Origin of the sequence: Paraburkholderia sp., assembly GCF_036488505.1 — a bacterium.
In the GTDB taxonomy this organism is placed as follows: Bacteria; Pseudomonadota; Gammaproteobacteria; order Burkholderiales; family Burkholderiaceae; genus Paraburkholderia.
Genome location: NZ_DASXHN010000451.1, coordinates 1 through 22,779 on the forward strand (window position 1 = coordinate 1; position 22,779 = coordinate 22,779).

Genomic DNA, 22,779 nt, shown 5'->3' on the forward strand with positions numbered 1-22,779 from the left:
CGGCAGAAGAATGTCGCCTTTGTCGATGACGATACGCCCGTTCGCTCTGCCTTCATTCGGAAATGTCAGCGCGAAGCCGCTCGGCCAGTGGTCCCAGCGGCCCGGTTTATCGACGAAGCCGTATTCGGCGATGGCCGGAAATTCGCCCAACGGGCAGCGCAAGTCCGTTCCTGCCTTCGACGTGACGCGCATCTCGCGCGCTCGCTCGATGTGCTTGGCGGCCGCGAGCACGCGCGCGCGATCTTCGCGAGTCGGCGTCATGCGCACGAGTACTTCGGGCGGCTCGACCGCCAGCAGGATCTTTGTCCCCGATGCGAGGATGTCATGCTGTTCAGGCGAAAACAGCAGCGTCATCAGATCCAGCACGAGATCGCTCGCCTTCAATGCGGCGATCGCGGCGCGGTTGCCGGTGAGCGGGGTCTCGCCGAGATAGGCGAGGGCATCGCGCGAGAGTGCTTTGTCGCCGTTCACCGGCGGCAAATCGAGCCGGTTGACGATGGCGCCCATCGATTGCGTCGCGATGAGCGCACAAGCGAGCGTCTGGGGATGCGTCGCGGCACCGGTCAGGATGGTCACCGTCTGTCCCGGTTCGAGCCGCGACAGCGTGAGCACTTCCTTCCAGGCTTCGATCAGTTGATAGTCGCTGATTGCCATATCGGTGCCTTATTGAAGCGTCGCGCCGAAGAACGCGCCGCATGCACGGTAGAAGCCTTCCTCGTCGTCCCATGGGATCATGTGGCCGGCATTCGGCACGCGCGCGACTTCGAGCTGCGGCATCAGGCCGCGCATTTCGGCGATGTCTTCATCGCGGATCACGTCGCCGCGGCCTGCCACCATCAGCAGCGCGGGCTGCTTCACGTGCGGCATGTCGGCGTGGACGTCGTCGGTATGAAAGCCCTCGTAGCTCGCGCGAATCGCGCGCTCATCGCAGGTATGCAGCCATTCGGCGCGCAATCGCAATTGCTCATCGGTCCAGGTGGGGCAGAAGCGGCGCATGCCTTCCTTGTCGATGCCCTCGCGCGCGAGCGCGATCGAATCGACGTACCAGGGCAATTGCGACGGATACGCGCGTCTGCCGGGCCCTGAAACCGGCGGATCGATCATCGCGAGCCTTGCAATGCGCGCACGCGTTCCGTCAGTAGTTGCGTCAGTGCGCGCCGCGCGCACGGCAATGCGTCCGCCCATCGAGTGCCCGAGGATGCTGGCGCGCTCGAAGCCCAATGCATCGAGAGAGGCGAGCAGGTCGGCGGCCTGCGCATCGAGGCTGTAATCGAGCGTATCGGATGCGCTCGACAACCCGCGACCGCGCACATCGAGCACATAGGTATCGAACTGCTGCCCGAAGCGTTCACCAACGAAGCCCCACGTGATTGCGGGACTCGTGATGCCCGGCACGATCACGACGGGATCGCGTCCGGCTTTCTCGCCGCCGTAGCGCAGATAGTGTTGGCGAATGCCGTTCGCGTTGACGTTGCCGCCGTAGAGAAAAGTGGACATGTCAGTACGCACCCGAAAGCAATGCGCCCGCGCCCGGCACGACCCGCTTCAGCCCAAGCTGTTTGAGGATCGCATACGTCGTCGCGATGGCGGCGGTCACGACCGGCTTGCCCGTGATCGCTTCGACTTGCGCGACGGCGGGAAGCGACGGCATCTGCACGCAGGCGGAGAGCACGATCGCATCGACGCCATCCAGCTTCAGATCCTTGACGATGTTCGGCAGACGCGCAGGATCGTGCCGCCCGACTTCGAGGTTGTCGGCAATCTCGAGCGCGATGTAATCGACGACTTCGAAGCCTTCATGCCGGATGTAATCGACGACCAGTTCTGTGAGCGGCTTCATATAAGGTGCGACGATGGCGATACGCTTCGCGCCGATCGTCCTGAGCCCTTCGATCAACGCGCCCGCGCTGGTGATGACGGGCGCATCGGCGCCATTCGCGGCGGTGTGCGCCTGCAAGCGCTGCTGTGACACGCGATGGTAGCCATGCCCCATCGCCATGATCGCGACCAGACATGCATAGCCGAGCACATCGACGCGCGCATCGGACAATTCGACCGCGCAACGGTCGGACTCGGCATCCATCTGCGCGAGTTCCTCCTTGACGACCTTCTTCATGCGCATGCGGCTCGAGTGAAACGTGAAGCGCTCGGGTTCTATGGCTTGCCGCGCGATCAGCATCGCGGGGATTTCCGTTTCCATCGTCGTGTTCGAACTCGGGACGATCTGGCCAATGCGGAATGTTCGTGTGGTCATATTCGATTCACCTGTTGGTTAAGCGGCGGCCAGCGCACGCGGCGCAAAGTCGGTCGCGTTGTACGCGTAGACCCAATTGGCCTGAATGCCCGACGCTTGCGGATTCAGATACGACTTGAACTTGTAGATGAGATCGCGCTTGCGCTGCGCGAACGCGCTCGGCAAGTGATAGGTCTTGCCACGCTCGCGCGATTCGAGTTGCACACGGCTCGTGCGCGGCAGGCGTTCGGCTTCGTAGTCACGCAATGCACTGCCGATGTCCGCGCCGTGCGCCGCGAGCGATTTCGCCAGCACGTAACCGTCCTCGATCGCCATCGCCGCGCCTTGCGACAGAAAAGGCAGCATCGGATGCGATGCGTCGCCCAGCAACGTGACATTGCCGCGCGACCACGTCTGCATCGGATCGCGATCGAAAAGCCCCCACTTGAACACCGAGTCCGCACGTTCGAACAGGCGTTGCAGGTTCGGATGCCAGCCCTCGAACGTCGCCAGCAATTCCTCGCGGCTGCTTTTTGCGTTCCACGATTCCTCGACCCAGTTCTCCGTTTCCGCCACCGCGACGATGTTCACCGCCTGTCCGCGTCGCACGTAGTAAGTGACGACGTGCGCGTTCGGCCCGAGCCAGAACGACGAATCCGGGCTGACGAAAGCGGGCATCGAATCGAACGGCACGACAGCGCGGAAGCACATGTTGCCGGTGAAGCGGGGCGCTTCGTCGCCGAACATTTTCGAACGCACGACCGAACGCACGCCGTCCGCGCCGACGATCAGGTCCGCTTCGAACTCGCTACCGTCTTCGAATACCGCGACGGCTTTTCCGTCTTGCTGGCGTACGTCGATGCAGTTCGTCGACAGACGCGCGGCATCGGCCGGCACGAGCGACGTCAGAATGCGGTGCAAGTCCGCGCGATGCACGTGATAGAAGGGCGCGCCGTAGATCTCCTCGCACACGCCCGCGAGCGGCGTGCGGAAGTTCTCGCGCGCCGTTTCCCAGTTGCGCCCGACGATGGCTTGCGGCAGGAACGCGACATCGGCGAGCTCGTTGCCGAGGCCGAGCGCCTGGAGCACCTTCACCGCGTTCGGCGTCATCTGGATGCCCGCGCCGACTTCCCCGAATGCGCCTGCGCGCTCGAACAGCCGCACGTCGATGCCCTGTTGCGCCAGAGCGCCCGTCAAGGCGACGCCGCCGATCCCGCCGCCGATCACGCCGACGCGAAGTGTTCTGCTCATGGTGTGTCGTCCTTCGTTGAATGAATCCCTGGTCATGCGGCCAATATTATATGGCCGTATAAATAAATGCAATGCGGAATCGGCCCAATGCGCAGGTCGTCGCGCAAACGCGCAAAAATGGCGGGAAGCCCCGTAGAATGAGGGCGATTCCACCGCCTCGTTCGAGGCGCTACAGAACCCGAAGGGCATGAAACAAGACGACACCACTCCCGCCCGCGCGCACCGCGCATCGGGCACGCGCAAGCGGCTCGGCCGTCCGGCCGGCAACATGAATCAGCGCGAGAACATCCTCGATGCCGCCGAAGTCGACTTTTCGCAGCGCGGCTATGCAGGCACGTCGCTGAAGGAGGTCGCGGCGTCCTGCGATGTCACGCAGGCGCTCATCACCTATTACTTCGGCACCAAGCAGCAGCTCTTCGAGCAGGTGTTTCTGCGGCGCGCGACATTGGTTTCGGAAGAGCGCGTAAAGCGTCTGCAGGCATTGGCCGACAGCGGCGACACGGTGCGCGTGCGCGACATCGTGCGCGCGTTTCTATTGCCGCTCGTTGCGCTGCGCCAGACCGAGGGTGGACGCGCGTTCATTCGATTGCAGGCGCGCCTGCATACCGAGCCGCCGGAGATTTCCTACAGCTTGCGAAGCAGCGCTTACGGCGAATCGACCGACGCCTACGTGGACGCATTGCGCGCGGCGTTGCCCGGCTTGCCCGCCAAAGACCTGTACTGGCGCGTCACGGCGATGGTGGGTGCCTATCTGTACGCGTTTTCGGATACGCATCGACTGGACGTGTTGTCGAAGAACATCTGCAATCCGGCGGATGCGCACGAGACGCTGGAGCAGTTGACGAGCTTCATCGTCGGTGGACTGGAAGCAGAAGCGAGCCTGGCGGTGAACGGCCCACGCGTGAACAAGCCCGTTGCCGCCGCCACCAGACCCAAGACCACACCGAAGACGGCGCGTGCCGCCGCGAAGAAGACGGCGGCACGGGTGGCTTGAAACGCGCTAACGGCGCAGGCCGATGTCCATCGAATCGATGACATGCCGGATGACGGCGTGCATCGATTCGCGCGTTACGCCGGGCAAGTCCGAAGTCGCCGTTTCGCCGATCAGATCGCGCAGCGTTTCCTGCACATCGGCGGACGACGACTGCGGCAGCGCCGCCGCGATCACGCTGATGGCGGCGGTGAGACCATGCAGCTTGCCGTTCAGTGCTTCCAGTTCCTGACTCATATTGCTTCCTTGGCTTCTAACAAAAATGAAGCGAGCCGCTTCGCCACCGAAGCGGCCCGCATGTAGGCTCAGGCGAGTTCCCGCTCGGGATGCGCGCGGTGCTTGACGAAGATCGCCAGGCCCGCGATCACCGCAGGTACGGCGAGCAGCGCGAACACCGCGGGCAGACCGAGCTTCCACGCCGAGAACAACCCGCCCAACGCGACGCCCGCGATCCCGCCGAAGCGTCCGACGCCATACATCCACGACACGCCGGTGGCCCGGGTTTGCGTCGGGTAGAAGATCGCGGCGAGCGAAGGCATCGACGATTGCGCGCCGTTCATCGTCGTCCCGGCGAGAAAGATCAGCGCACTGACCAGACCGATGCTGCCCATCGCCTGGCCGACCACGAAGATGAACGCCGCCGTCAGCAGGTAGCCGAGCACGACGACGAGATTGGCGTTCCAGCGGTCCATCAGCCAGCCGGATGCGATGGTGCCGATGCCACCGCCCAGCGGGAACAATGCGGTGAGCAAAGCGGCGCGTTCGGGCGTGAAGCCGGCCTCGTTCATCAGCAGCGGCATCCAGCTCATCAGCAGATAGAAGATCACGAGGCCCATGAAATAAGTGAGCCACAGCATGATCGTGCCGACCAGAAAGCTCTTCGACAGAATCGCGGCGACGGATGTCTTCGGCTGGCTGTCCGCCCGCTCGGCCGTCCGGAAAGACTCGACGCGCGACAGATCGAGCGGTGCGATGCGTGCAAGTGGCGCGTGAATGCGTTCTTTCGGCGCATTGCGCTTGACCAGATAGCGGACCGATTCGGGCATCCACAGCATGACGACTACGGCGAGCACCAGCGGCACGATGCCGCCGACGAGAAACAGGCTATGCCAGCCGAAGCTCGGGATCAGCCAGGACGAGACGAAGCCGCCGACCGCCGCACCGACGGAGAAGCCGCAGTACGTGGTGTTGACGACGATCGAGCGGCTGCGTGAGGGCGCGTATTCCGACACGAGCGTGATCGCGTTCGGAATCGCCGCACCGAGCCCGATGCCGGTCAGAAAGCGCAGCGTCACCAGTGATTCGACCGAGCCGCAGAACGCGGTCGCAACGCTCATCGCGCCGAAGAACAGCGTGGCTGCGATGAGCACGCCGCGGCGTCCGAAACGGTCGGCCGCGGGCCCCGATACGACCGCACCCGCGGCAAGACCGAACAGCGCCGCGCTCAGTACCGGACCTAGCGCCGCCTTGCTGATGCCCCATCCCTTCACGAGCGCCGGCCCGATATAGCCGATCGCCGCGGTGTCCATCCCATCGACCAGCACGATCAGAAAGCACAGACCCATCAGCAGCCACTGGAAGCGCGAGAACGGATGCGCGTCGATGTACTGCTCGACGACGACGTTGCCGCTCCACGTCTGGCCGCGGCCGGCGGCCAGCGGATCGTCCGTGCGCGGCGGGAAGGCCGGCCCCGATTGAAGCTCTGCTTGCGACATGTACAACTCCTCGTTGTCGACGGCGCGTGCCGTCCAGGAATGCGTTCGGGCCGGCAGTTGCCGGAATGCGCGAAGCGGGGGCCCACCGCTTTCGACGTATTTTTATTATATGTACCTATAAATAATTTGTGCAATCGGACAAAAATAGTGGAAAACGTGAGCATTGGTACGCACGCGCAGTGGCAACGCGATGCGAGGGCTGGGGTGCTTGCGCAGGGCGAGCGCAAGAGGGAAACCGGCGGAAAAGTTGGACGGCCCTGCGATGCGAACCTGCCAGTGCGGCAGTTTCGAGCGTGCTGTTGAAGGATTTACGAGTCGGCCGTGTGCTTGCTACACCGATGGCGCGCGCTGCCGGATACGAAAGCATCGGGTGGCATGGCGAGCCTCCAGTTTCGTCCGCTGCGATGCCGGATGCTGGACGTCCTTCGACTACCGAAGCGTCTGTCATCGCACGCCGGGAACAGCCGATGCTCGGCATTCACCGCACGTCCACTTTAAAAGGAGCCGTCATGCCGAACTCGAAACAGGGTAATGCGAACCCGACCAATCCGCGCAACGATCAAGGCAAGGGCAAGGTCAAGGGTCAGCAACAACAGAACCAGCAGAAGCAACCGATGCATCAGGGCGGTCAACGCCAGCCGTGATGGCACGCCAGCGCGGCGGTCGATCTGAACGGGACGATCGCCGTCATCTACTCGCCACACTCCTGTCGCGGCGCAGTTCGACGTTGTGGGAAATGGTCGCGATGAACTCACCGCGCAGCAGAGGTGGCGCACCGTTTCGCGCAGCGCGCTATCGCTGCACGTATGCGTCGTGGATCGCTCGATGCGCCCGTGGTGCAATGACAGCCGTCTGCCCGAGCTCACTCACGCCGACGATGCTGGCCGGCCCCATGGTTTGCCCGCACTTCTGACAGGCAGGCTTTAACCGGGCAAATACCTCATTTTCTCCGCAATATTCACCGCCTTGAGACAGCCCACGAAGCAGGAAGCGGGAATGCTGGCGATCCATCGCGCCAGCCGGCGCCGCGCAGAACTCGACAATGGAGCCACGGCTTCCACAGGCGCACTGCAGATAGAAAATGATGCGTCTTTCCATGCCAGGGATGCTGCACTAACAGCGGCTTTAAAGCGCTTGCAAACAAACGCAGCGGGCGTTCGCCCGCGCGGCCCGCACTGGCCAGATCAAGGCCCGAACAATGTGTCGCACATTTCGCCTGGTCCTTTGCAGTCGTCGGCGCGCGCGTTGCCGCGTCTGACTCCGCACGAGCGCTCGCCGGCGCCAGCGCGGCGCGCCGATAGCGGCGCTTAGATTCCCTGCAACGCCAACGCCGCGTGAATCATCGCAAGATGGCTGAGCGCCTGCGGCAGGTTGCCGAGCATCGCGCCGGAGTCTGGATCCACCTGCTCGCTGAATAGCCCGAGATCACCGGACGTCGCCTCGATCATTTTCGCCATCTGGTCTTCGGCGCGCGCCCGCTCGCCGAGGATCGCATAAGCTTCCACCAGCCAGAAGCCGCATGCGGTGAAGGTGCCTTCTTCGCTATCAGCGCCGGAATAGCGATACACGAGCGGACCACGGGTCAGCTCGCGCACGATCGCTTCGCGCGTCGACGCGAGTCTGTCCTTGCGCTCGAAACCCAGCCGCGACGCCAGCAGCAATGCCGCGTCGAGCCGGTCGCTGCCGGGATAAAACGCGTACGCCTGCTTGGCCTCTGACCAGCAGTGCGCGTCGATCCAGTCGCGAATGACATCGCGTTCGCGCAGCCAGCGCTCCACGCGATGGCCGTCGATCTGCTGCGTTCGCGCCAGTTCGGCGGCGCGGTCGAGCGCGGTCCAGCATTCGATCCGCGACATCGTGTATTGCTGAACTTCGGGCAGTTCCCATAGCCCCGAGTCTGGACGACGCCAGATATCGCAGCAGCGATCGGCGAGCTCACCGAGCAAACGGCGCGTCGACAAGTCGAGGATGTGCCCGCTTCTGACGAAGAGCGCCGCCGTCTCCATCAGGTCGCCAAACATGCCGAGCTGGACCTGGCCGCGCGCGAAGTTGCCGCGCCGCACCGGCTGGCTGTGGCGGTAGCCCGGCAGGTTGTCGAGTTCATCCTGGCCCGGCGCCAGTTCGCCATCCAGCTGGTACATCGTGCGCAGATCGCCACCGTGGCGCCGGATCGTCGCGGTCAGCCACGAGAACGCCGCTTTCGCTTCCTCGATCGCGCCGATACGCAGGAACGCCTTGACCGTGAACGCGACATCGCGCACCCACGCATAACGATAGTCGAAGTTTTTGTCGCCTCCGATGCGCTCGGGCAGCGATGTCGTGGCCGCCGCCGCGATCGCGCCGGTCGGTGCGAACAGCAGCAGCTTCAGTGCGAGCGCGCTGCGCCGAACCGCGTCGGCGTACGGACCTTCGATGCGCAGATTGCGCGTCCATTCCCGCCATGAATCGTGCGACCGGTCGATGCGCTCATCGATGCTCGCGAGCGGCGGCAGGATCAGCGGCGTGTCGGCGGCGCACAGCAGGGCGACACAGTGGCGCACACCGGCCTGCACGCTCAGGCGCGCGGCGACATGCCGGTCGTCGATCCGGGTTTCGGCGGCGTCGCAGTCCATGCGCAACGCGGCGACGATCCCATCGACATGAAACACCGGTCCCTCCCGCGTGCGCTCGCACCACGCGCTGGCGGTGTCGCGGCGCTCGCCGGGACGCATCGTGATCGCGAGCTCCACGATCCCGTCGAGCCCCTCGACCCGCCGCGCCAGCTCGCTCCACGGCAAGCGCCCGGAGATGCCGCTGTTCAGCGAGTCGGTGATGCGCACCCGCCCCGATGCGGTCGAAAAGACGGTCTGCAACACGTTGCTGTCGGGGCGATAGCAACGCGATACGGAGAACGGCTCGACCGGTGTGATCGAAAAGCGTCCGCTCGTGCTGCCGGGCGCGAGCAAGCGGTCCAGAAACGGCACGCTATCGAGCGAGGGCACGCACCACCAGTCGATCGAGCCGTCGGCGCCGACCAGCGCGACGCTGCGCCCGTCACCGATCGCGCCGTAGTATTCCAGCGGCAGCTCCCCGTCCGGGCGGGCAAGCGCAGCGTCGCTTGCGGTGATATCGGACTTCATCCGCGCCTCAGGTAATCGGATTGCCGCCCGTCACCCCATACACCTCGCCGGTGACGAAGCTCGACTCCTGCGACGCCAGCACCACATAGATCGGTGCCAGTTCGGCAGGCTGCCCAGGGCGCTTCATCGGCACTTCGGAACCGAAGACTTCGATTTTCTCCTGCGGCTGGCCGCCGCTTGGCTGCAAAGGCGTCCAGATCGGGCCCGGGGCGACCGCATTGACTCGCACACCCTTCGGCGCGACCTGCTTGGCGAGCGCATGCGTGAAAGCCGTGATGGCCGCCTTCGACGGCGCGTAGTCCAGCAGTGACGCACTCGGCTGATAACTCTGGATCGACGTCGTATTGATGATGGTCGCGCCCGGCGGCATATGTTCGAGCGCGGCCTTGCACAGCCAGAACATCGCGAAGACGTTGGTCCGGAACGTGGCTTCGAACTGCTCGGTCGTCAGCTCGGCAATCGACTCGACCGAGGTCTGCTTACCGGCGATGTTGACAAGAATGTCGATGCCGCCCAGCTCCGACACGGTGCGCGTGACGAGCTCGCGGCAGAACGCTTCGTCGCTGATATCGCCGGGCAGCGCGACGGCATTCACGCCCGCATCGGCGACGAGCTTCCTGACTTCCTGAGCATCGGCTTCCTCGCTCGGCAGGTAGTTGAGTGCGAGATCAGCGCCTTCACGCGCGAACGCGATAGCAACCGCGCGCCCAATGCCGCTGTCCGCGCCCGTGATCAGCGCGCGCCGGCCTTTCAATCGTCCGAAGCCCTGGTAGCTTTGTTCGCCATGGTCCGGGCGCGGATTCATGTCCTTCGCGAGCCCCGGGGGCGATTGCGGTTGGCGCTCGAAATTCGGACCCGGATATTGCTTCAACGGATCTTGCATCGAATACTGGTTTTGGGTGGCCATCGTCTGGTTCCTTGAATAACGAATAACGGGGACATGCGTAGACCGCTCTGGCGTGCCTGGGCGCGTTACGGACGCAAGCGGTATGCCTCGCTCGCGGCCTCGTCAGCGCCGCGCTGGAGTGACAGCGCACGCGCATAACGACGCCGGTCGAAAACGACAAAGGCATTGCGCAAGCCTCGTTCCATCGAACCAGGTGCCGCCGCGGCGCAGAGGCATACCGGTTGCTCGCTCCGGCGCGTACGCGCGCCGCCACCGCAGTGCATCCGATGCCGCACGCGGCGCTTGCGAATCGCATGTATTGGCGCGCGCGCGGACAGCGAGTCCGCGAACTGCCGATGCGTATCGAACAACTGCTGTGAAGGAGAAGGGAATGAAACTGCAAGACAGGCACGTACTTGTAACCGGCGCGGATTCCGGCATCGGCCAGGCAATCGCGACGCTTTTCGCACAGGAAGGCGCGGACGTCGCCATCGTTTATCACACGGACCAGCAGGGCGCGCAGGAAACCGTGCGCCGCGTCGAAGCAGCCGGCCGGCGCGCGTGCGCGATTCAGGGCGACGTCGGCAATCCTCAGTCGGTGGCGGCCTTCTTCGCTGAAGCGACGCAAGCGCTCGGCACACTCGATGTGCTGGTGAACAATGCGGGCGTGGGCGCGGGCGGCGCGTCGGTTGCGGAACTCGACGATGCGCAAATCGAGACGGTGCTGCGCACCGATCTGCTCGGCCCGCTTTACTGTTGCCGGATATTTGTCAAACAGCGGCGCGAGGCCGGCGGCGGTGGACGCATCGTCAATATCTCATCCGTCGCGCAGCATCTGCCGACGCCGGAAAGCGCACCGTACGGGATGGCGAAGGCAGGCGTCGGCTCGCTCACGCGCAGCCTGTCGCGCGAAGTCGCGGAAGACCGCATCAACGTCAACAACATTGCGCCAGGGCTGATCCAGACTCCGATGACGCAGCAGCGGCTTGACGACCCCGACAAGCGGGAGAAATCGATGTCAGTGATTCCGTGGCATCGGCCGGGACAGCCGGAAGAAATCGCGCGGCTCGCGCTGTTTCTTGCGTCCGACTATGGCGATTACGTAACCGGGCAAACATGGACGATCGACGGCGGCTTGTCGATGCAATGGGGCGGCGCGTGAGGCTTGCCGCGCGAACCGCGTGAGCGGGAACAGCACGCCTTCACCATGAGCTACCGGTGGCGTCGCCCTTGCCACTTCTGCGCAGGCCGTCGATCAGCAGATTGACGACCTTGCTTTTATCCGCGACGCGTATCCGCGCACCGGTCACGAGCTGGCGGTACCACGTGCGCCCCATCAGCATATCAATGGCGGTCTCGCTATCTGCGCCATCGGGTAATTCACCACGCTCGATTGCATGATCGATGATCGCAACGGCCAAGCGCCTGCGTGGAAGAATGAAGCGTTCGTGCAACAGGGTCGCGAGTTCGGGATCCTGGATTGCGCCGGCGATCAGCAGCCGAATCACCTTGCCGGCAAGGGCCTCGTAAGGAGCGCGAACGCTGAATCGTCAGGGCGCAATCTCAGTTGACGACTGCACGGTGTTGGCGAGTGCGCCGAGCTGCGGCGTTCCAATCGTCACCTTGTCCCCGAGGTGATGCGTGAAGCCGCTGCCCGGCGCATGCCCGGCCGAGGCGGTGATGTCGTAGACGTGACCTTTACGAACGACGACGACCGACGGCCGTCTATCGGGGTGTTTCGCCAGATCCGTCCGATCAGCAGCGCCCCGGGCAGGTCAGTCGGGACAAAATGCGGAAGATCGTTCGATATCGTGGACGGCCGGGGTAGCGAGAGTTGAGAACCACGTTGGATGTGCGCTTCAGGCGAGCGATAGGCGTTGCGTGTCGGCCGGCCGAAGTTTGCCTGGTAGCATCACGCGACATAGCGCTTCCGCGAAGAAGAAGTCGCCGAACATCGTCGCGCCATCGACGCCTTCGTTGTGCGGCTTCGAATAGCAGGAATTCCTCAACAGTCCGCGCTGCGCCGGTTCGTCGGCAAACTCGTCGCGACACAGCGCTTCGAGCATCGCGAGTCCGTGTTCGCGCCAGCGGAGCGCTTCGGCAGGATCGGGATGTAGACGGCCCATTTCGATCAGCGCTGACGCCATCACCGCCGCGGCGGCCGTGTCCTTGATTTGCGCGTCCGCGCCGGTGGCGTCGAAATCCCACGGCGGGACCAGACTTCCATCGAGCCGGCGCAGATAGTACGCCGCTAGCCGCCCCGCGAGGTCTAGCCAGCTGCGCTTGCCCGTTTCGCGCGCCGTGTTGACGTAGCCATAGACGGCCCACGCCTGGCCCCGACTCCACGCCGACTCGTCGAAGGCGCCTTGAAAGGTGTAGCCGCGCTTGCGCGCACCGGTTATCACGTCGTACTCGACCGCGTGATAAGTCGAATCGTCGGGCCGAATAAACGCGTTCGCGGTCATCACGCAATGCGCTTCGGCGGCGAGGCGATAACTGCCGTCCCCCGAATGGTTCGCCGCCCAGTAAAGCAACGATAGGTTCGCCATCGTGTCGATCGCCGACGCGCTGCGTCCGCGCGGATCGTCAAGCGGGCCCCAGGAAGCGAGATAGGCGCCGCTGCGCGTCGTGACGAGACGCGCGCGCAGTTTGTCCGCGGCTTCCATTGCAATGTCTGCGTACCACGCGTCGCCGGTGATGTCGTAGCCGGGGACCGCACTGCTGTCGAAGATAAAGCCGATGTCGTGCGTGTTGGGGTCCTGTGCGCGCTGCGCGACGAGACGCATGCGCTCACGGGCCCACGACAGGTACTTGTCCTTGCCCGTGTGCAAATACGAAGTCAGTAATAGTCCGACCCAGAACCCGCAAAACCAATTGCCGTGGCTCCACGCTGAACCGCTGTAGCCTGCCGACAGCGACGCCGGCAGCAGCACCCATTTTCCATTGGGCGCTGTGATCTGGGGGAACTCGACGCCGAGCGTCGGCTCGTCCTCTGCAACTTTGGTCGCAATGCGATCGAGGATAGCGGTGAAGAGGGCGGACCGCTCAGAGGACAGTCCTTGGTCTTGGTACGAAGCATTCACGCCTTTGTCTCCTGATAACTTTCGCGTTTCCCGACTGACGGGGGCACACAAAATTCTAGGAGTGCGGCGGTTCCAGCGGTTAGGACGAAGCGCGGCTTATATTGGACTTTTCTACGACGCACCGGGACGCCTGTCGTCCCACTGCTTCAAATGCTCAGTTTCTCCAGGCTGCGGCGGAAGTCGATTGGCGAGCGACCCGTGTGCTTGCGAAAACATCGGCTGAAGTACGCTGGGTCGTCGAAGGCAAGCTGTGTGGCAACCTCCGCCACACTGACCTCCGAATGAAGCAACAGACGCTTCGCTTCCAGCATCACGCGTTCACGAATCAGCTTGGCCGCGGTGCTGCCGAGCGCCTGGCGCGTTGCATCGTTCAGCGCGCGTTCCGTGACGTTCAACAGGCATGCGTAGCGAGCGACGTCGTGGACCGTGGTGAAATGTTTTTCCAGCAGGCTTTTGAAGCGTCGCGACAACAGCACGCTGCGCGACGAATTGACGTCGGTGACGGCCTCGCCGCCCAGGCGCGCGGACTTGATCAGCAGAACGCGCAGATATGACCAGATCACGTCTTCGTAGCCTGCCTCTTCGCCCTGATATTCCGCATCGATTCCGTCCAGCACACGATGAAGGTCCTGAGCTTGTGCGTCGCTCATATAAACCGTGTTTGGAATTCGCTCGAAATCGTAGACCGGAATTTCGGTCTGAGAATGGCGGTTTTGCACCTTGAAGGCGAAGAACTCGGACGAGAAACTGATTGCGTGCCCGACGGTGTCTTCGGACAACACGAAATCGTGGATCTGGCCGGGCGCCATGAAGAACAGCGTATTGGGCCGCACCTCGTAACGGACCGAGTCGATGATGTGATGACCGCTGCCCGACACGACCCAGACGATGTGATAGAACTCGTGCCGATGAGGATACGGCAACGTCGATTTCATATCTTCCAGCGGCGCGAAATGAAAGTCGATCGACTTGATTCGCGACCCGTACTCATAGTTGGCTATCTTGAAGACGGGCAACTGACAACTACAACCGCTAAGCATTTGTTTTGTCTCCTGCATCCAGCTGACTGCCTGGTTAAATCAAGGCTGCTGTTTCTCCTTCGCCGCTTCGGCATGGAACGTAGTGTGATTGTAATTAGCAAAGCGGCTGGACCGCTGTTGTCGAAAACCCGCACAGGGTGGGCTTTGCCTGCCTCTTGTCAGATCATTGGAAACGCAATTCCTTCAGAGCCGACAATCCGGTCAGCACCGGCTTGCCGTGCTGGTTGCGAACCATGGTGTCCATGACGAGGATGCGCTTGGCGGGTTTCTTCTCGATGACCGTCACATGGATTCTGATCGTATCGTCGATAAAGACGGGGCCGAGAAAGCGCAGCTCCTGCCCGACATAGACGAAGCCGGGACCGGTCAAGCCGGTATGAGTCGTCGACACTAGCGCCGCGGTCAGCAGGCCGTGCGCGACGCGCTGGCCGAATGGCGTGCGCGCCGCGAACTGCTGATCCATGTGCAAGGGGTTCAGGTCGCCCGACAGATGGCCGAAGGCGTTCACGTCACTTTCCGCGATGGTATGCACGAGCACCTGAGCGCGGCCGATCTGGATATCGTCGAAGCGCAGCAAGTCGTGGCACTGATTCAGATGAGTGTTCATGCGGTCCTCCGCCCGGTCAGCGCCGCGCCCGCTTCGACCAGCGTATTGATTTCGTCGGGCTCGTAGCCCAGTTCGGCGAGCACCTCGCGAGTATGTTCGCCTTGCCGCGGCGGCTGACGGGTGAGCGGCGGTGCGGCGCCGTCGTATCGAACCGGATGCGCGAGCAAACGAATCGGCCCGGCCTGCGGATGGTCGACTTCCATGATGACGCGGTTGTGGGCCACTTGCGGGTCGGCCTCCACCTGGTCGTAGTCGTTCACGGGCGCGTACCAGATATCGTGCTGGTCGAAGACCGCCATCCAGTCGGCCGTGGTGCGCGTGGTCAGCGCGTCATACACGATGCGGTTCAATTCGTCGCGGCGGCGCACGTTATCCTTTGGGTGCGAAAACCCGGCCAGCGCGGGCTCGCGCAAGGCCGCCGCCAGCTTCTCGGTTGGCGTGAGCGAAACGGCGATCCAGCCGTCGAGAGTGCGGTAAATGCCGTAGGGCGACGGGTGGAACCGGCTGCCGGTCGGCGGGTTCGTGCGCGGCCACAGCGGTCCCTTGTTCAGGTAATAGGTGAACGGCTCGATCTGAAGATCGAGCGCCGCGTTGAGCAGGTTGCTTTCGACCAGCGTGCCTTTTCCGGTACGTTCACGGGCCTGCAACGCCGCGACGACGCCGAACGCGGCCAACGCCGCCGCGTGCTGGTCGACGATCGCGGATCCGACTGGCGTGGGCGGGGAGTCCGCCTCGCCGGAGAGCATCGTCATGCCGCTGATGGCCTGCAGCAACAGGTCCTGCCCTGGCCGCTTCAGATACGGTCCCGATGACCCATAGCCGGTGCATGAGCAGTACACGAGCCGCGGATTGACGTCCCGGACATCGTCGTAACCGAAGCCCATGCGCTGCAGGACCCCGGGCCGGTAGTTTTCGATCAGCACATCGGCTTCCTTGATCAGCCGCCAGACGATCTCTCTCGCGCGCTCGTCGCGCAGATCCAGCGAGATGCTGCGCTGATTGCGGTTGCCGAGCAGAAAAAACATGCTCACACCTTCGACATACGCATCGAAGCCGGTCCAACTGCGCTCGAACGCGCCGCCCGGCGGTTCGATCTTGATCACGTCGGCGCCGACGTCGGCCAACATCTGCACGGCCGCGGGGCCCTGCAAGAAGTGGGTGAAACTGAGTACCTTGATGCCTTCCAGCATGACTTGTCTCCTGAGCGCGTGTCCGTATCTGTGTCACTGAGGCGTTCAGGCCAGCAGGTTTCGCGAGATGATCATTCGCTGAATCTCCGAGGTGCCCTCGACGATCTCCAGCACCTTGGCGTCGCCGAATGCGCGCGATACCGGGTACTCGCTCATCACGCCGTAGCCACCATGTATCTGCAACGCCTGATGAGCCGCCTCCATCGCGCGCTCGGTGGCGAAGAGCTTGGCCATCGACGCCTGCTGATCGAAGCGAACGCCTGCATCTTTCAGCGCGGCGGCATCGTAGAGCATGAGTCGCGCGGCGTGCGCGTGGGCCGCCATGTCGGCGATCTTGAACTGCAGCGCCTGGAACTCGGCGATCGGCTTGCCGAATGCGCGCCGCTCCTTCATGTACGCGATCGACCGATCCAGCGAACCCTGCAGGATGCCCAGCGCGAGCGCGCCGATCAGGATTCGGCCGGTGCTGATCTGGGCGAGCGTCTGTCGCAAGCCCGCACCGCGTTCGCCCAGCAGGTTGGCGGCCGGGATCGTGCAGCGCTCGAAAAACAACTCGTAGGTACTCGATGCGCGCCAGCCGATCTTGCGCAATTTGCGTCCATAGCTGAAACCCGGGGTGCCGTTGGGCAGGATGAAGTTGGAAATCTCCTTGCGGCCGTCAGCGCGCGTGCCCGTTACCGCGGCGATAACGACCGGTCCCGTCACTTCCGTGCCGGAATTGCTGATGAAGGTCTTCGACCCATCGATGATCCATTGGCCGCCTTCCAGCGTCGCGCGCGTCGCGATGTTGGCCGCGTCGGAGCCCGCGTTGGGCTCCGATAATCCAATTGCGCCGACCTTGCGGCCGTCGAGGATAGGGCGCAAAAAACGGTCCTTCTGCTCATCGGTGCCATAGTTGGAGAGCAGGCTTGCGACCGTCGAATTGGCCATTAGCGAGTTGGCGATTGCGCAGTCGACCCGTGCCAGTTCCTCTAATACGATCACATACGAGAGCCATTCGCCACCGCCGCCGCCCCAACTCTCAGGATAGGGCAGGCCGGCAAAGCCGAGCTCGCCAGCACGCTTCCAGATGTCGTAAGGAAACGCTTCCGCTTCCCAAAGTTCTTCCGAGACAGGAGCGATTTCGTTCTCCGCGAAACGGCGCACGGCGTCGCGTATCGCGGTGTGTTGTTCGTTTAACCAATGCGGCATGTCGGACTCTATGAAAAAGCGGGAGATGGGTTGGATCGGATGCGCTGCGTTACAGCACCTTCAGATAGGTATCGCCAGATGCGACCACCGTGCCGTCCTGGCGCGTCACCTCCGCGCCGAACACGCAGATGTTGCGATCGTCGTTCTTCTCGCGCAGCGTGAGCCGGGCAGTGACCGTGTCGCCGATGAACACCGGCGCGTTGAACGTGATGTCGTAGCGATAAGAAACCGCACCGGGGCTCGGCGCCTTTTGCGCCATACAACCCATCACAGTCGATAAGAAGCCGACGGACAGACAGCCTTGCGCAATCCGCTTCTCGAAGCGCGTGGTTTTGGCGAATTCCTCGTTCAGATGCACGGCATAGAAATCGCCGACGATCCCGGCGAAGCCGTAGATATCGAATTCAGTGACGGTCTTGGCGAAATCGGCAGTGTCGCCGACCGCGTAGCAATCCATGTGTGGGCGTTTGGCCATGGTGGTCGTGGAAATAGGTGTCGGTTGTGGAGCCGGCCTTTTCTTTGCTGATTGGGCCCGGCGGGCGTGACTCAAATTTAATGAGTGCGCGTTGCCGACCGTTAGGACGGTTTGGGCGAATGCTTGGACTTTTTTGACTGCACGCAAGCAGTGATTGCGGTCTTCGGCTGCTGCGCAAGCGGCTCGCGGAGCGGCCCTGTCAGCCATTAGTCAATATTCCCGACGGGCTTTTCTCCGTGTGCGCCGGGCAGACCGCCACGCGGTCTGCAAAACGCCTCGCATCGAAGACGCCGTAAAAAAGTACAAGAAATCAGGCGAGCGGTCCTAACGCCCGTTGGCGGCACTCACGAATACTTGAAACGCCTGCTGACGGATCGACCTGACGCAGCGCGACGATTACATTCCAGGACGGAAGGAGACGAGATGAAATCATTCCTTAGCGCGCGGCGCGCATGGCGCGCCATGATGGTAGGTACGCTGCTCGCAGCAGGCGTCGTCGTAGCAAGCAGCGCTCGTGCCGACGACCCGATCGTCATGAAGCTGGGCCACACCCTCGCCCCGAATAACCACTATCAGCTGACTGCCGAAGTATTCGCGAAGGAAGTCGCGCAACGAACCCACGGCAAAGTCAAGATCGAGATCTTCCCGCAGTCGCAGTTGGGCGGCGAAGTGCAGATGGCACAAGCGCTGCGCACCGGCACGCAGGAACTGATGATTTCAGCACAGGCGCCGATCGGAAACACGATCAAGCAGTGGCAGATTTTCGATATGCCTTATCTGTTCAGCAGCATCGACGACGCTAACCGGGTTTTGCAAGGACCGGTGGGCCGCAAGTTCCTCGACATGATGCCCGCGGCCAACATGATAGGCCTGACGTGGCTGTCGGTGGGGGAACGCAATCTGTTCACGGCTAAAAGGCCCGTCAGCTCGCTCGGTGACATGAAGGATATGAAAGTGCGAGTGATGCAGAGTCGCGGCTATATCGCGGGCTATAAGGCACTGGGCGCAAACCCGACTCCGTTGCCTTATAACCAGCTGTTTCTGGCGCTGTCGCAAGGCCTGGTCGACGGCGGCGATACGTCGCCGGAGCAGTTCATCCAGGACAAATTCTCCGATGTCGCGAAGCATTACTACCTGACCCACGTGAACTACTTGCCCGTGGTGCTGGCAATGAGCAAGAGCGCCTGGACGCGTCTTTCGCCCGACGAGCAGAAGGCGTTTCTGGCCGCTGCCGCGATCGCCGCGAACTATGACATCAAAGAGTACAAGCACGAATACAACGACGCGCTCGCAACGATGAAGAAGAATGGCACCCAGGTGACGGATGTCAACACGGCGCCGTGGGCCGCCGCCACCGATAAGGCGCGCGACAGCCTGCTCAGCGACATTCCCGATGGCAACGCGCTTTATCAGGAAATCAAGGCGGCCGACAAGTCCGCTGTCGCTTCGAAATAAACGGAGGAGCGCCATGGAAAAGCTTGCGCGTAATCTGCTGTTTATCGACGACCTGGTCCTGAGGATCACGCTGTTCCTATGCGGTGGACTGCTTCTCACGATGGTGTGCGTCGCTGGCCTCGGGGTGGTCTTTCGCTTCATCCTGCACGACTCGCTGTCGTGGTCCGACGAGCTCGCGGCTTATCTGTTCGTGTGGCTCACCTGCCTCGGTGCGGCGGCAGGCGCCAAGCTGCGGGTTCATCCGGAGGTGCGGATACTGGCCGACCGTTGTCCGCCGGTCTTCGCGCAAATGCTGGCGGACCTGACCGACTGCGCTGTCCTCGCGCTCGGCGTGGTGTTCGTTATGTACGGCGGCGACATGCTCGAGCTGATGGGCACCGAAACCGCGACCTCTTTGCCAATCTCGATGGTCTACCCGTATCTGTCGATTCCGGTCTGCGGCGCGTTGCTGGTTTTTCATTCCGCGGTGCGAGTCGCGGTTTCCCATCTCGCGCCGGGCGCACAAACGAGGCCGTCGCTGTTGCAGGGCGTCTCCGAACATACCTGAGGTGAATCAACATGTGGGCACTCGCTCTAGGCGCTGGCTTCCTCGGCTTGGGTGTACCGGTGGCCATTTGCATCGGCATTGCGGCGACGATTGCATTGGCGCTGAATGGAACCCCGCTGCTGGTGATTCCGCAGCAGCTCTTTTCGAACCTGAACAACGTCGGCCTGCTGGCCATCCCGTTTTTCATGCTGACCGGCGCGATCATGGATGCGGGTGGCGTCTCGCGCCGGATCATCGACTTTTCGCAGGCCCTTGTCGGGTTCATGCGCGGCGGTATCGGACAGGTGACGATCGTGGCGAGCATGTTCTTCGCCGACCTTTCCGGCTCGGCGACTGCGGATACCGCCGCGATCGGCTCGGTCATGATCCCCGGGATGGTCAAGCAGGGATATTCACGCGCGTTCGCAGTGGCGCTGCAGTCGGCAGCGGGCTCGCTCGGACTGTTGTCGCCCGTGTCGATGAGCATGCTGGTGTACGCGTACACCGCGAACGTTTCGGTGGGCACGATGTTCGTCGCGGGCATCCTGCCGATGTTTCTGGTGGTCGTTTCCTTCATGCTCGTCAATTACCTGACTGCCGTGCGCCAGAACTACACAGCGGTGGAGCCGTTCTCCGCCAGTCGGCTGTGGACCACGTTCAGGCAGGCGATCCTGGCATTGCTGACTCCGGTGATCATTCTGGGCGGCATCCTCGGCGGCGTGTTTACGCCGGTTGAAGCAGGCGTCGTCGCGGCGTTCTATGTGACGCTGGTAAGCGCCTTCGTCTTCAAGTCGCTCAAGCTGTCGCAGTTCAGGGAAATACTCACGCGCACGGCCATCAATACCACGCGGGTCTCGTTTCTTCTCGGACTTGCGTTCGTGCTCGGCCGCTATCTGATCGAGGCGCAAATTCCGTTGCACGTCGCCAACAGCTTCCTGGCCGTGACGACCAGCGCGTTCGTGTTGCTGATCCTGATCAATCTCTTCCTGCTGGCAGCCCATACCGTACTGGAAACGATCTCGAGTATCGCGGTAGTGATCCCCGTGTTTCTGCCGCTCGTCGTGCAGATGCATATCGACCCGATCGTGTTCGGCGTCATCGTCCTGGTCAACTCGGCCATCGGCATTAACCTGCCACCGATCGGCTTTTGCCTCTTTACAGCCGCTTCCATCGGCGGCGTGTCCGTCGAAAAGGCGACTCGGGCAATCATGCCGTTCATCTTCGCGCTGGCGGTCGATCTGCTGCTGATCATCGTCTTCCCGCATATTCCACGCTTTCTGCCGGACTTGCTGGCAATCAAATAACGCGAGAACGATGGGCCGGTGGCTGCGCGCCACTGGCCCCATCTCCACGACTCCGTATGCGTCGATTGTCCGCGCGCGAAAAGCGATCGGACTACCGAGAGGCTCATCATGAACACGACTCACATCGAGCGAAGCGGCGCGGCGCCGGCTCCGCTAACCGCATTCGACGACCTGCAATACCTGAAGCTTGAACAACCCACTGGTTTCGTCTGGTTGATCACGTTGAATCATCACGACAAGCGCAACGCGCTCTGTGTGCCGTTGCTGGTGGAACTGGCGCGCGTGCTCGCGGCGGCCGAAGCCAGCGACGACGTGAGGGCCGTCGTGCTCACCGGCGGCGAGCGCTTCTTCAGCGCCGGCGCCGATATTGCCGACATGGCGGCACGCGGGGTCGCAGCGTATGCGGACCTGGCGCGCCTCGCGAGCTGGAAGGCGATTGAAGCTTTTCCGAAGCCGCTGATCGCCGCGGTCAACGGTTTCGCCATCGGTGGTGGCCACGAACTGGTGATGCTGGCCGATATCGTCATCGCGGCGGACGACGCGACCTTTTCGCAGCGAGAGATCGTCATCGGTGCCCTCCCGGGCGATGGCGCGACGCAGCGCCTGCCGCGCGTGCTCGGCAAGACACTGGCGATGAAACTCGTGCTCACCGGCGAGCCGTTGACGGCAGCCGAGGCCGAGCGTCACGGACTGGTGACGGAGGTCGTCGCGCCGGCACAAAGCGTCGCGCGCGCTGTTGAGATCGCATCGCTGATCGCCTCGCGTGCGCCGCTCGCGGTCCGACTGGCCAAGCGCGCCGTGCTCGATTCGTTCGAAACCAGCCTTCAGCAGGGCCTCGCGCGCGAGCATCAGGCGAATCTCGACGTGTTCAAGACCGAGGACCGTGCCGAAGGCCACCGGGCATTCGTCGAAAAGCGGGCGCCGCACTTCAAGGGTCGCTGATCGGCCGGAATCACGACGTAACGGAGATCATATGAACGCGCTGAATGGTATCCGCATCCTCAGCTTCAATCATTTTCTGATGGGCCCTCTGGGCGTGCAGCACCTCGCCGATTGCGGGGCCGACGTCATATCGGTCGAACCTGTCGACGGCGCATTTCAGCGCAAGTGGGGCGGCGCAAATCGCACCATCGACGAACAGACGATGCTGCTTCTGATGGGTAACCGCAACAAGCGCAGTCTGGCGCTGAATCTCAAGGACCCGCGGGCGATCGACATCGTCATGCGCTTGCTGCCTGAAGTCGACGTGGTCGCCGAGAACTACCGTCCCGGTGTGATGGAACAGCTCGGATTGGGCTACGACGCACTCAAGGCGGTCAAGCCGGACATCATCTATGCGTCCGGCTCGGGATTCGGCCCGGATGGACCCTATGCCAGCCGGCCGGGGCAGGACCTGATCATCCAGGCGATGTCGGGTATCGCGACGATCACCGGAACCGTGGAGGACGGTCCGCGCGCGGTGGGTGTGTCTGTCGTCGATCATCACGGCGCGGCGCTGTACGCGAACGGCATCCTGACGGCACTGCTTAACCGCGAGCGTACCGGCGAGGGCTGCCGGGTCGACGTCAGCCTGCTCTCGGCTGCGCTCGATCTGCAACAGGAGTCGCTGACCTGTTTTCTGAACGGCGACGGCCATGACGACGTGCGACAGGCCGGGCGTGTCTCAGGTTGGTACTTCCCCGCGCCGTACGGCATCTATGCCACTGCGGACGG

The 22,779-nt window shown here is 62.9% G+C and carries 23 protein-coding genes and 1 pseudogene; 8 read left to right on the top strand and 16 right to left on the bottom strand.

All coding sequences use genetic code 11. The annotated features are described in order from the left end of the window. From VGH68_RS25925 to VGH68_RS25940, 4 genes and pseudogenes are all read right to left on the bottom strand, one after another. Positions 1-654 (bottom strand): annotated as a pseudogene (locus VGH68_RS25925) (2,5-dihydroxypyridine 5,6-dioxygenase); the annotation flags it as partial. 9 nt (positions 655-663) lie between these two features. Then, positions 664-1,497: an alpha/beta hydrolase gene (locus tag VGH68_RS25930; protein ID WP_331606570.1), complete on the bottom strand. Its 834-nt coding sequence runs from the start codon at positions 1,495-1,497 to the stop codon at positions 664-666. Between the two features lies 1 nt (position 1,498). Next, a complete protein-coding gene (locus tag VGH68_RS25935; RefSeq protein WP_331606571.1) occupies positions 1,499-2,254 on the bottom strand; it encodes an Asp/Glu racemase in 756 nt (251 codons plus the stop codon). A gap of 18 nt (positions 2,255-2,272) precedes the next feature. Next, the gene (locus VGH68_RS25940; protein ID WP_331606572.1) at positions 2,273-3,484 is read right to left on the bottom strand and encodes an FAD-dependent monooxygenase; all 1,212 of its coding nucleotides are present in this window, start codon (positions 3,482-3,484) and stop codon (positions 2,273-2,275) included. Between the two features lie 187 nt (positions 3,485-3,671). Between VGH68_RS25940 and VGH68_RS25945 the strand changes: the two genes are divergently transcribed. Next, positions 3,672-4,478, top strand: a complete 807-nt coding sequence (locus VGH68_RS25945; protein ID WP_331606573.1) for a TetR/AcrR family transcriptional regulator — start codon at positions 3,672-3,674, stop codon at positions 4,476-4,478. A gap of 6 nt (positions 4,479-4,484) precedes the next feature. Here VGH68_RS25945 and VGH68_RS25950 read toward each other — a convergent pair whose 3' ends face one another. Both VGH68_RS25950 and VGH68_RS25955 read right to left on the bottom strand, forming a co-directional pair. Continuing rightward, on the bottom strand, positions 4,485-4,712 hold the full coding sequence (locus tag VGH68_RS25950; RefSeq protein ID WP_331606574.1) for a hypothetical protein: 228 nt from the start codon (positions 4,710-4,712) through the stop codon (positions 4,485-4,487). A gap of 68 nt (positions 4,713-4,780) precedes the next feature. After that, a complete protein-coding gene (locus VGH68_RS25955; RefSeq protein WP_331606575.1) occupies positions 4,781-6,190 on the bottom strand; it encodes an MFS transporter in 1,410 nt (469 codons plus the stop codon). Between the two features lie 509 nt (positions 6,191-6,699). Between VGH68_RS25955 and VGH68_RS25960 the strand changes: the two genes are divergently transcribed. After that, complete coding sequence (locus VGH68_RS25960) at positions 6,700-6,834, top strand: hypothetical protein (protein WP_331606576.1); 135 nt, start codon at positions 6,700-6,702, stop codon at positions 6,832-6,834. A 148-nt stretch (positions 6,835-6,982) separates the two neighbouring features. Here VGH68_RS25960 and VGH68_RS25965 read toward each other — a convergent pair whose 3' ends face one another. The 3 genes from VGH68_RS25965 to VGH68_RS25975 all read right to left on the bottom strand — a co-directional run bounded on the left by VGH68_RS25965 (position 6,983) and on the right by VGH68_RS25975 (position 10,216). After that, on the bottom strand, positions 6,983-7,288 hold the full coding sequence (locus tag VGH68_RS25965) for a hypothetical protein (protein ID WP_331606577.1): 306 nt from the start codon (positions 7,286-7,288) through the stop codon (positions 6,983-6,985). A gap of 209 nt (positions 7,289-7,497) precedes the next feature. Then, positions 7,498-9,309: a glycoside hydrolase family 15 protein gene (locus tag VGH68_RS25970; protein ID WP_331606578.1), complete on the bottom strand. Its 1,812-nt coding sequence runs from the start codon at positions 9,307-9,309 to the stop codon at positions 7,498-7,500. Between the two features lie 7 nt (positions 9,310-9,316). Continuing rightward, complete coding sequence (locus tag VGH68_RS25975) at positions 9,317-10,216, bottom strand: SDR family oxidoreductase (RefSeq protein WP_331606579.1); 900 nt, start codon at positions 10,214-10,216, stop codon at positions 9,317-9,319. 370 nt (positions 10,217-10,586) lie between these two features. On the opposite strand from VGH68_RS25975, the gene VGH68_RS25980 reads away from it, so the two are divergent. Beyond that, positions 10,587-11,357, top strand: a complete 771-nt coding sequence (locus VGH68_RS25980; RefSeq protein WP_331606580.1) for a glucose 1-dehydrogenase — start codon at positions 10,587-10,589, stop codon at positions 11,355-11,357. Between the two features lie 40 nt (positions 11,358-11,397). Here the strand turns inward: VGH68_RS25980 and VGH68_RS25985 are convergent, their stop codons facing one another. From VGH68_RS25985 to VGH68_RS26015, 7 genes are all read right to left on the bottom strand, one after another. Continuing rightward, positions 11,398-11,703, bottom strand: coding sequence for a TetR-like C-terminal domain-containing protein (locus tag VGH68_RS25985; RefSeq protein ID WP_414696992.1), 306 nt, complete (start codon positions 11,701-11,703; stop codon positions 11,398-11,400). A gap of 351 nt (positions 11,704-12,054) precedes the next feature. Continuing rightward, positions 12,055-13,278 (bottom strand): glycosyl hydrolase, encoded by a 1,224-nt coding sequence (locus VGH68_RS25990; protein ID WP_331606581.1) that lies wholly within the window; start codon positions 13,276-13,278, stop codon positions 12,055-12,057. A gap of 146 nt (positions 13,279-13,424) precedes the next feature. Then, positions 13,425-14,318: a helix-turn-helix domain-containing protein gene (locus VGH68_RS25995; protein WP_331606583.1), complete on the bottom strand. Its 894-nt coding sequence runs from the start codon at positions 14,316-14,318 to the stop codon at positions 13,425-13,427. A 163-nt stretch (positions 14,319-14,481) separates the two neighbouring features. Further along, the gene (locus tag VGH68_RS26000) at positions 14,482-14,895 is read right to left on the bottom strand and encodes a MaoC family dehydratase (protein WP_331606584.1); all 414 of its coding nucleotides are present in this window, start codon (positions 14,893-14,895) and stop codon (positions 14,482-14,484) included. A gap of 26 nt (positions 14,896-14,921) precedes the next feature. Then, on the bottom strand, positions 14,922-16,115 hold the full coding sequence (locus VGH68_RS26005; RefSeq protein WP_331606586.1) for a CaiB/BaiF CoA-transferase family protein: 1,194 nt from the start codon (positions 16,113-16,115) through the stop codon (positions 14,922-14,924). Positions 16,116-16,160: 45 nt separating this feature from the next. Beyond that, positions 16,161-17,306: an acyl-CoA dehydrogenase family protein gene (locus VGH68_RS26010; protein ID WP_331606587.1), complete on the bottom strand. Its 1,146-nt coding sequence runs from the start codon at positions 17,304-17,306 to the stop codon at positions 16,161-16,163. A 49-nt stretch (positions 17,307-17,355) separates the two neighbouring features. Further along, positions 17,356-17,781, bottom strand: coding sequence for a MaoC family dehydratase (locus VGH68_RS26015; RefSeq protein ID WP_331606588.1), 426 nt, complete (start codon positions 17,779-17,781; stop codon positions 17,356-17,358). 354 nt (positions 17,782-18,135) lie between these two features. On the opposite strand from VGH68_RS26015, the gene VGH68_RS26020 reads away from it, so the two are divergent. From VGH68_RS26020 to VGH68_RS26040, 5 genes are all read left to right on the top strand, one after another. Then, a complete protein-coding gene (locus VGH68_RS26020; RefSeq protein WP_331606589.1) occupies positions 18,136-19,236 on the top strand; it encodes a TRAP transporter substrate-binding protein in 1,101 nt (366 codons plus the stop codon). 13 nt (positions 19,237-19,249) lie between these two features. Continuing rightward, the gene (locus VGH68_RS26025) at positions 19,250-19,783 is read left to right on the top strand and encodes a TRAP transporter small permease (RefSeq protein ID WP_331606590.1); all 534 of its coding nucleotides are present in this window, start codon (positions 19,250-19,252) and stop codon (positions 19,781-19,783) included. An 11-nt stretch (positions 19,784-19,794) separates the two neighbouring features. Next, positions 19,795-21,066 (top strand): TRAP transporter large permease, encoded by a 1,272-nt coding sequence (locus VGH68_RS26030; RefSeq protein WP_331606591.1) that lies wholly within the window; start codon positions 19,795-19,797, stop codon positions 21,064-21,066. Between the two features lie 108 nt (positions 21,067-21,174). Then, the gene (locus VGH68_RS26035; protein WP_331606592.1) at positions 21,175-22,008 is read left to right on the top strand and encodes an enoyl-CoA hydratase-related protein; all 834 of its coding nucleotides are present in this window, start codon (positions 21,175-21,177) and stop codon (positions 22,006-22,008) included. Between the two features lie 31 nt (positions 22,009-22,039). Next, positions 22,040-22,779 (top strand): CoA transferase (locus VGH68_RS26040; protein ID WP_331606593.1); only part of this gene is annotated, 740 nt, incomplete at its 3' end.

Excerpts from the sequence above, each read along its gene's own strand:
- VGH68_RS25930 (WP_331606570.1), bottom strand. The coding sequence starts at position 1,497 with ATGTCCACTTTTCTCTACGGCGGCAACGTCAACGCGAACGGCATTCGC.
- VGH68_RS25935 (WP_331606571.1), bottom strand. The coding sequence starts at position 2,254 with ATGACCACACGAACATTCCGCATTGGCCAGATCGTCCCGAGTTCGAAC.
- VGH68_RS25940 (WP_331606572.1), bottom strand. The coding sequence starts at position 3,484 with ATGAGCAGAACACTTCGCGTCGGCGTGATCGGCGGCGGGATCGGCGGC.
- VGH68_RS25945 (WP_331606573.1), top strand. The coding sequence starts at position 3,672 with ATGAAACAAGACGACACCACTCCCGCCCGCGCGCACCGCGCATCGGGC.
- VGH68_RS25950 (WP_331606574.1), bottom strand. The coding sequence starts at position 4,712 with ATGAGTCAGGAACTGGAAGCACTGAACGGCAAGCTGCATGGTCTCACC.
- VGH68_RS25955 (WP_331606575.1), bottom strand. The coding sequence starts at position 6,190 with ATGTCGCAAGCAGAGCTTCAATCGGGGCCGGCCTTCCCGCCGCGCACG.
- VGH68_RS25960 (WP_331606576.1), top strand. The coding sequence starts at position 6,700 with ATGCCGAACTCGAAACAGGGTAATGCGAACCCGACCAATCCGCGCAAC.
- VGH68_RS25965 (WP_331606577.1), bottom strand. The coding sequence starts at position 7,288 with ATGGAAAGACGCATCATTTTCTATCTGCAGTGCGCCTGTGGAAGCCGT.
- VGH68_RS25970 (WP_331606578.1), bottom strand. The coding sequence starts at position 9,309 with ATGAAGTCCGATATCACCGCAAGCGACGCTGCGCTTGCCCGCCCGGAC.
- VGH68_RS25975 (WP_331606579.1), bottom strand. The coding sequence starts at position 10,216 with ATGGCCACCCAAAACCAGTATTCGATGCAAGATCCGTTGAAGCAATAT.
- VGH68_RS25980 (WP_331606580.1), top strand. The coding sequence starts at position 10,587 with ATGAAACTGCAAGACAGGCACGTACTTGTAACCGGCGCGGATTCCGGC.
- VGH68_RS25995 (WP_331606583.1), bottom strand. The coding sequence starts at position 14,318 with ATGCTTAGCGGTTGTAGTTGTCAGTTGCCCGTCTTCAAGATAGCCAAC.
- VGH68_RS26005 (WP_331606586.1), bottom strand. The coding sequence starts at position 16,115 with ATGCTGGAAGGCATCAAGGTACTCAGTTTCACCCACTTCTTGCAGGGC.
- VGH68_RS26010 (WP_331606587.1), bottom strand. The coding sequence starts at position 17,306 with ATGCCGCATTGGTTAAACGAACAACACACCGCGATACGCGACGCCGTG.
- VGH68_RS26015 (WP_331606588.1), bottom strand. The coding sequence starts at position 17,781 with ATGGCCAAACGCCCACACATGGATTGCTACGCGGTCGGCGACACTGCC.
- VGH68_RS26025 (WP_331606590.1), top strand. The coding sequence starts at position 19,250 with ATGGAAAAGCTTGCGCGTAATCTGCTGTTTATCGACGACCTGGTCCTG.
- VGH68_RS26030 (WP_331606591.1), top strand. The coding sequence starts at position 19,795 with ATGTGGGCACTCGCTCTAGGCGCTGGCTTCCTCGGCTTGGGTGTACCG.
- VGH68_RS26035 (WP_331606592.1), top strand. The coding sequence starts at position 21,175 with ATGAACACGACTCACATCGAGCGAAGCGGCGCGGCGCCGGCTCCGCTA.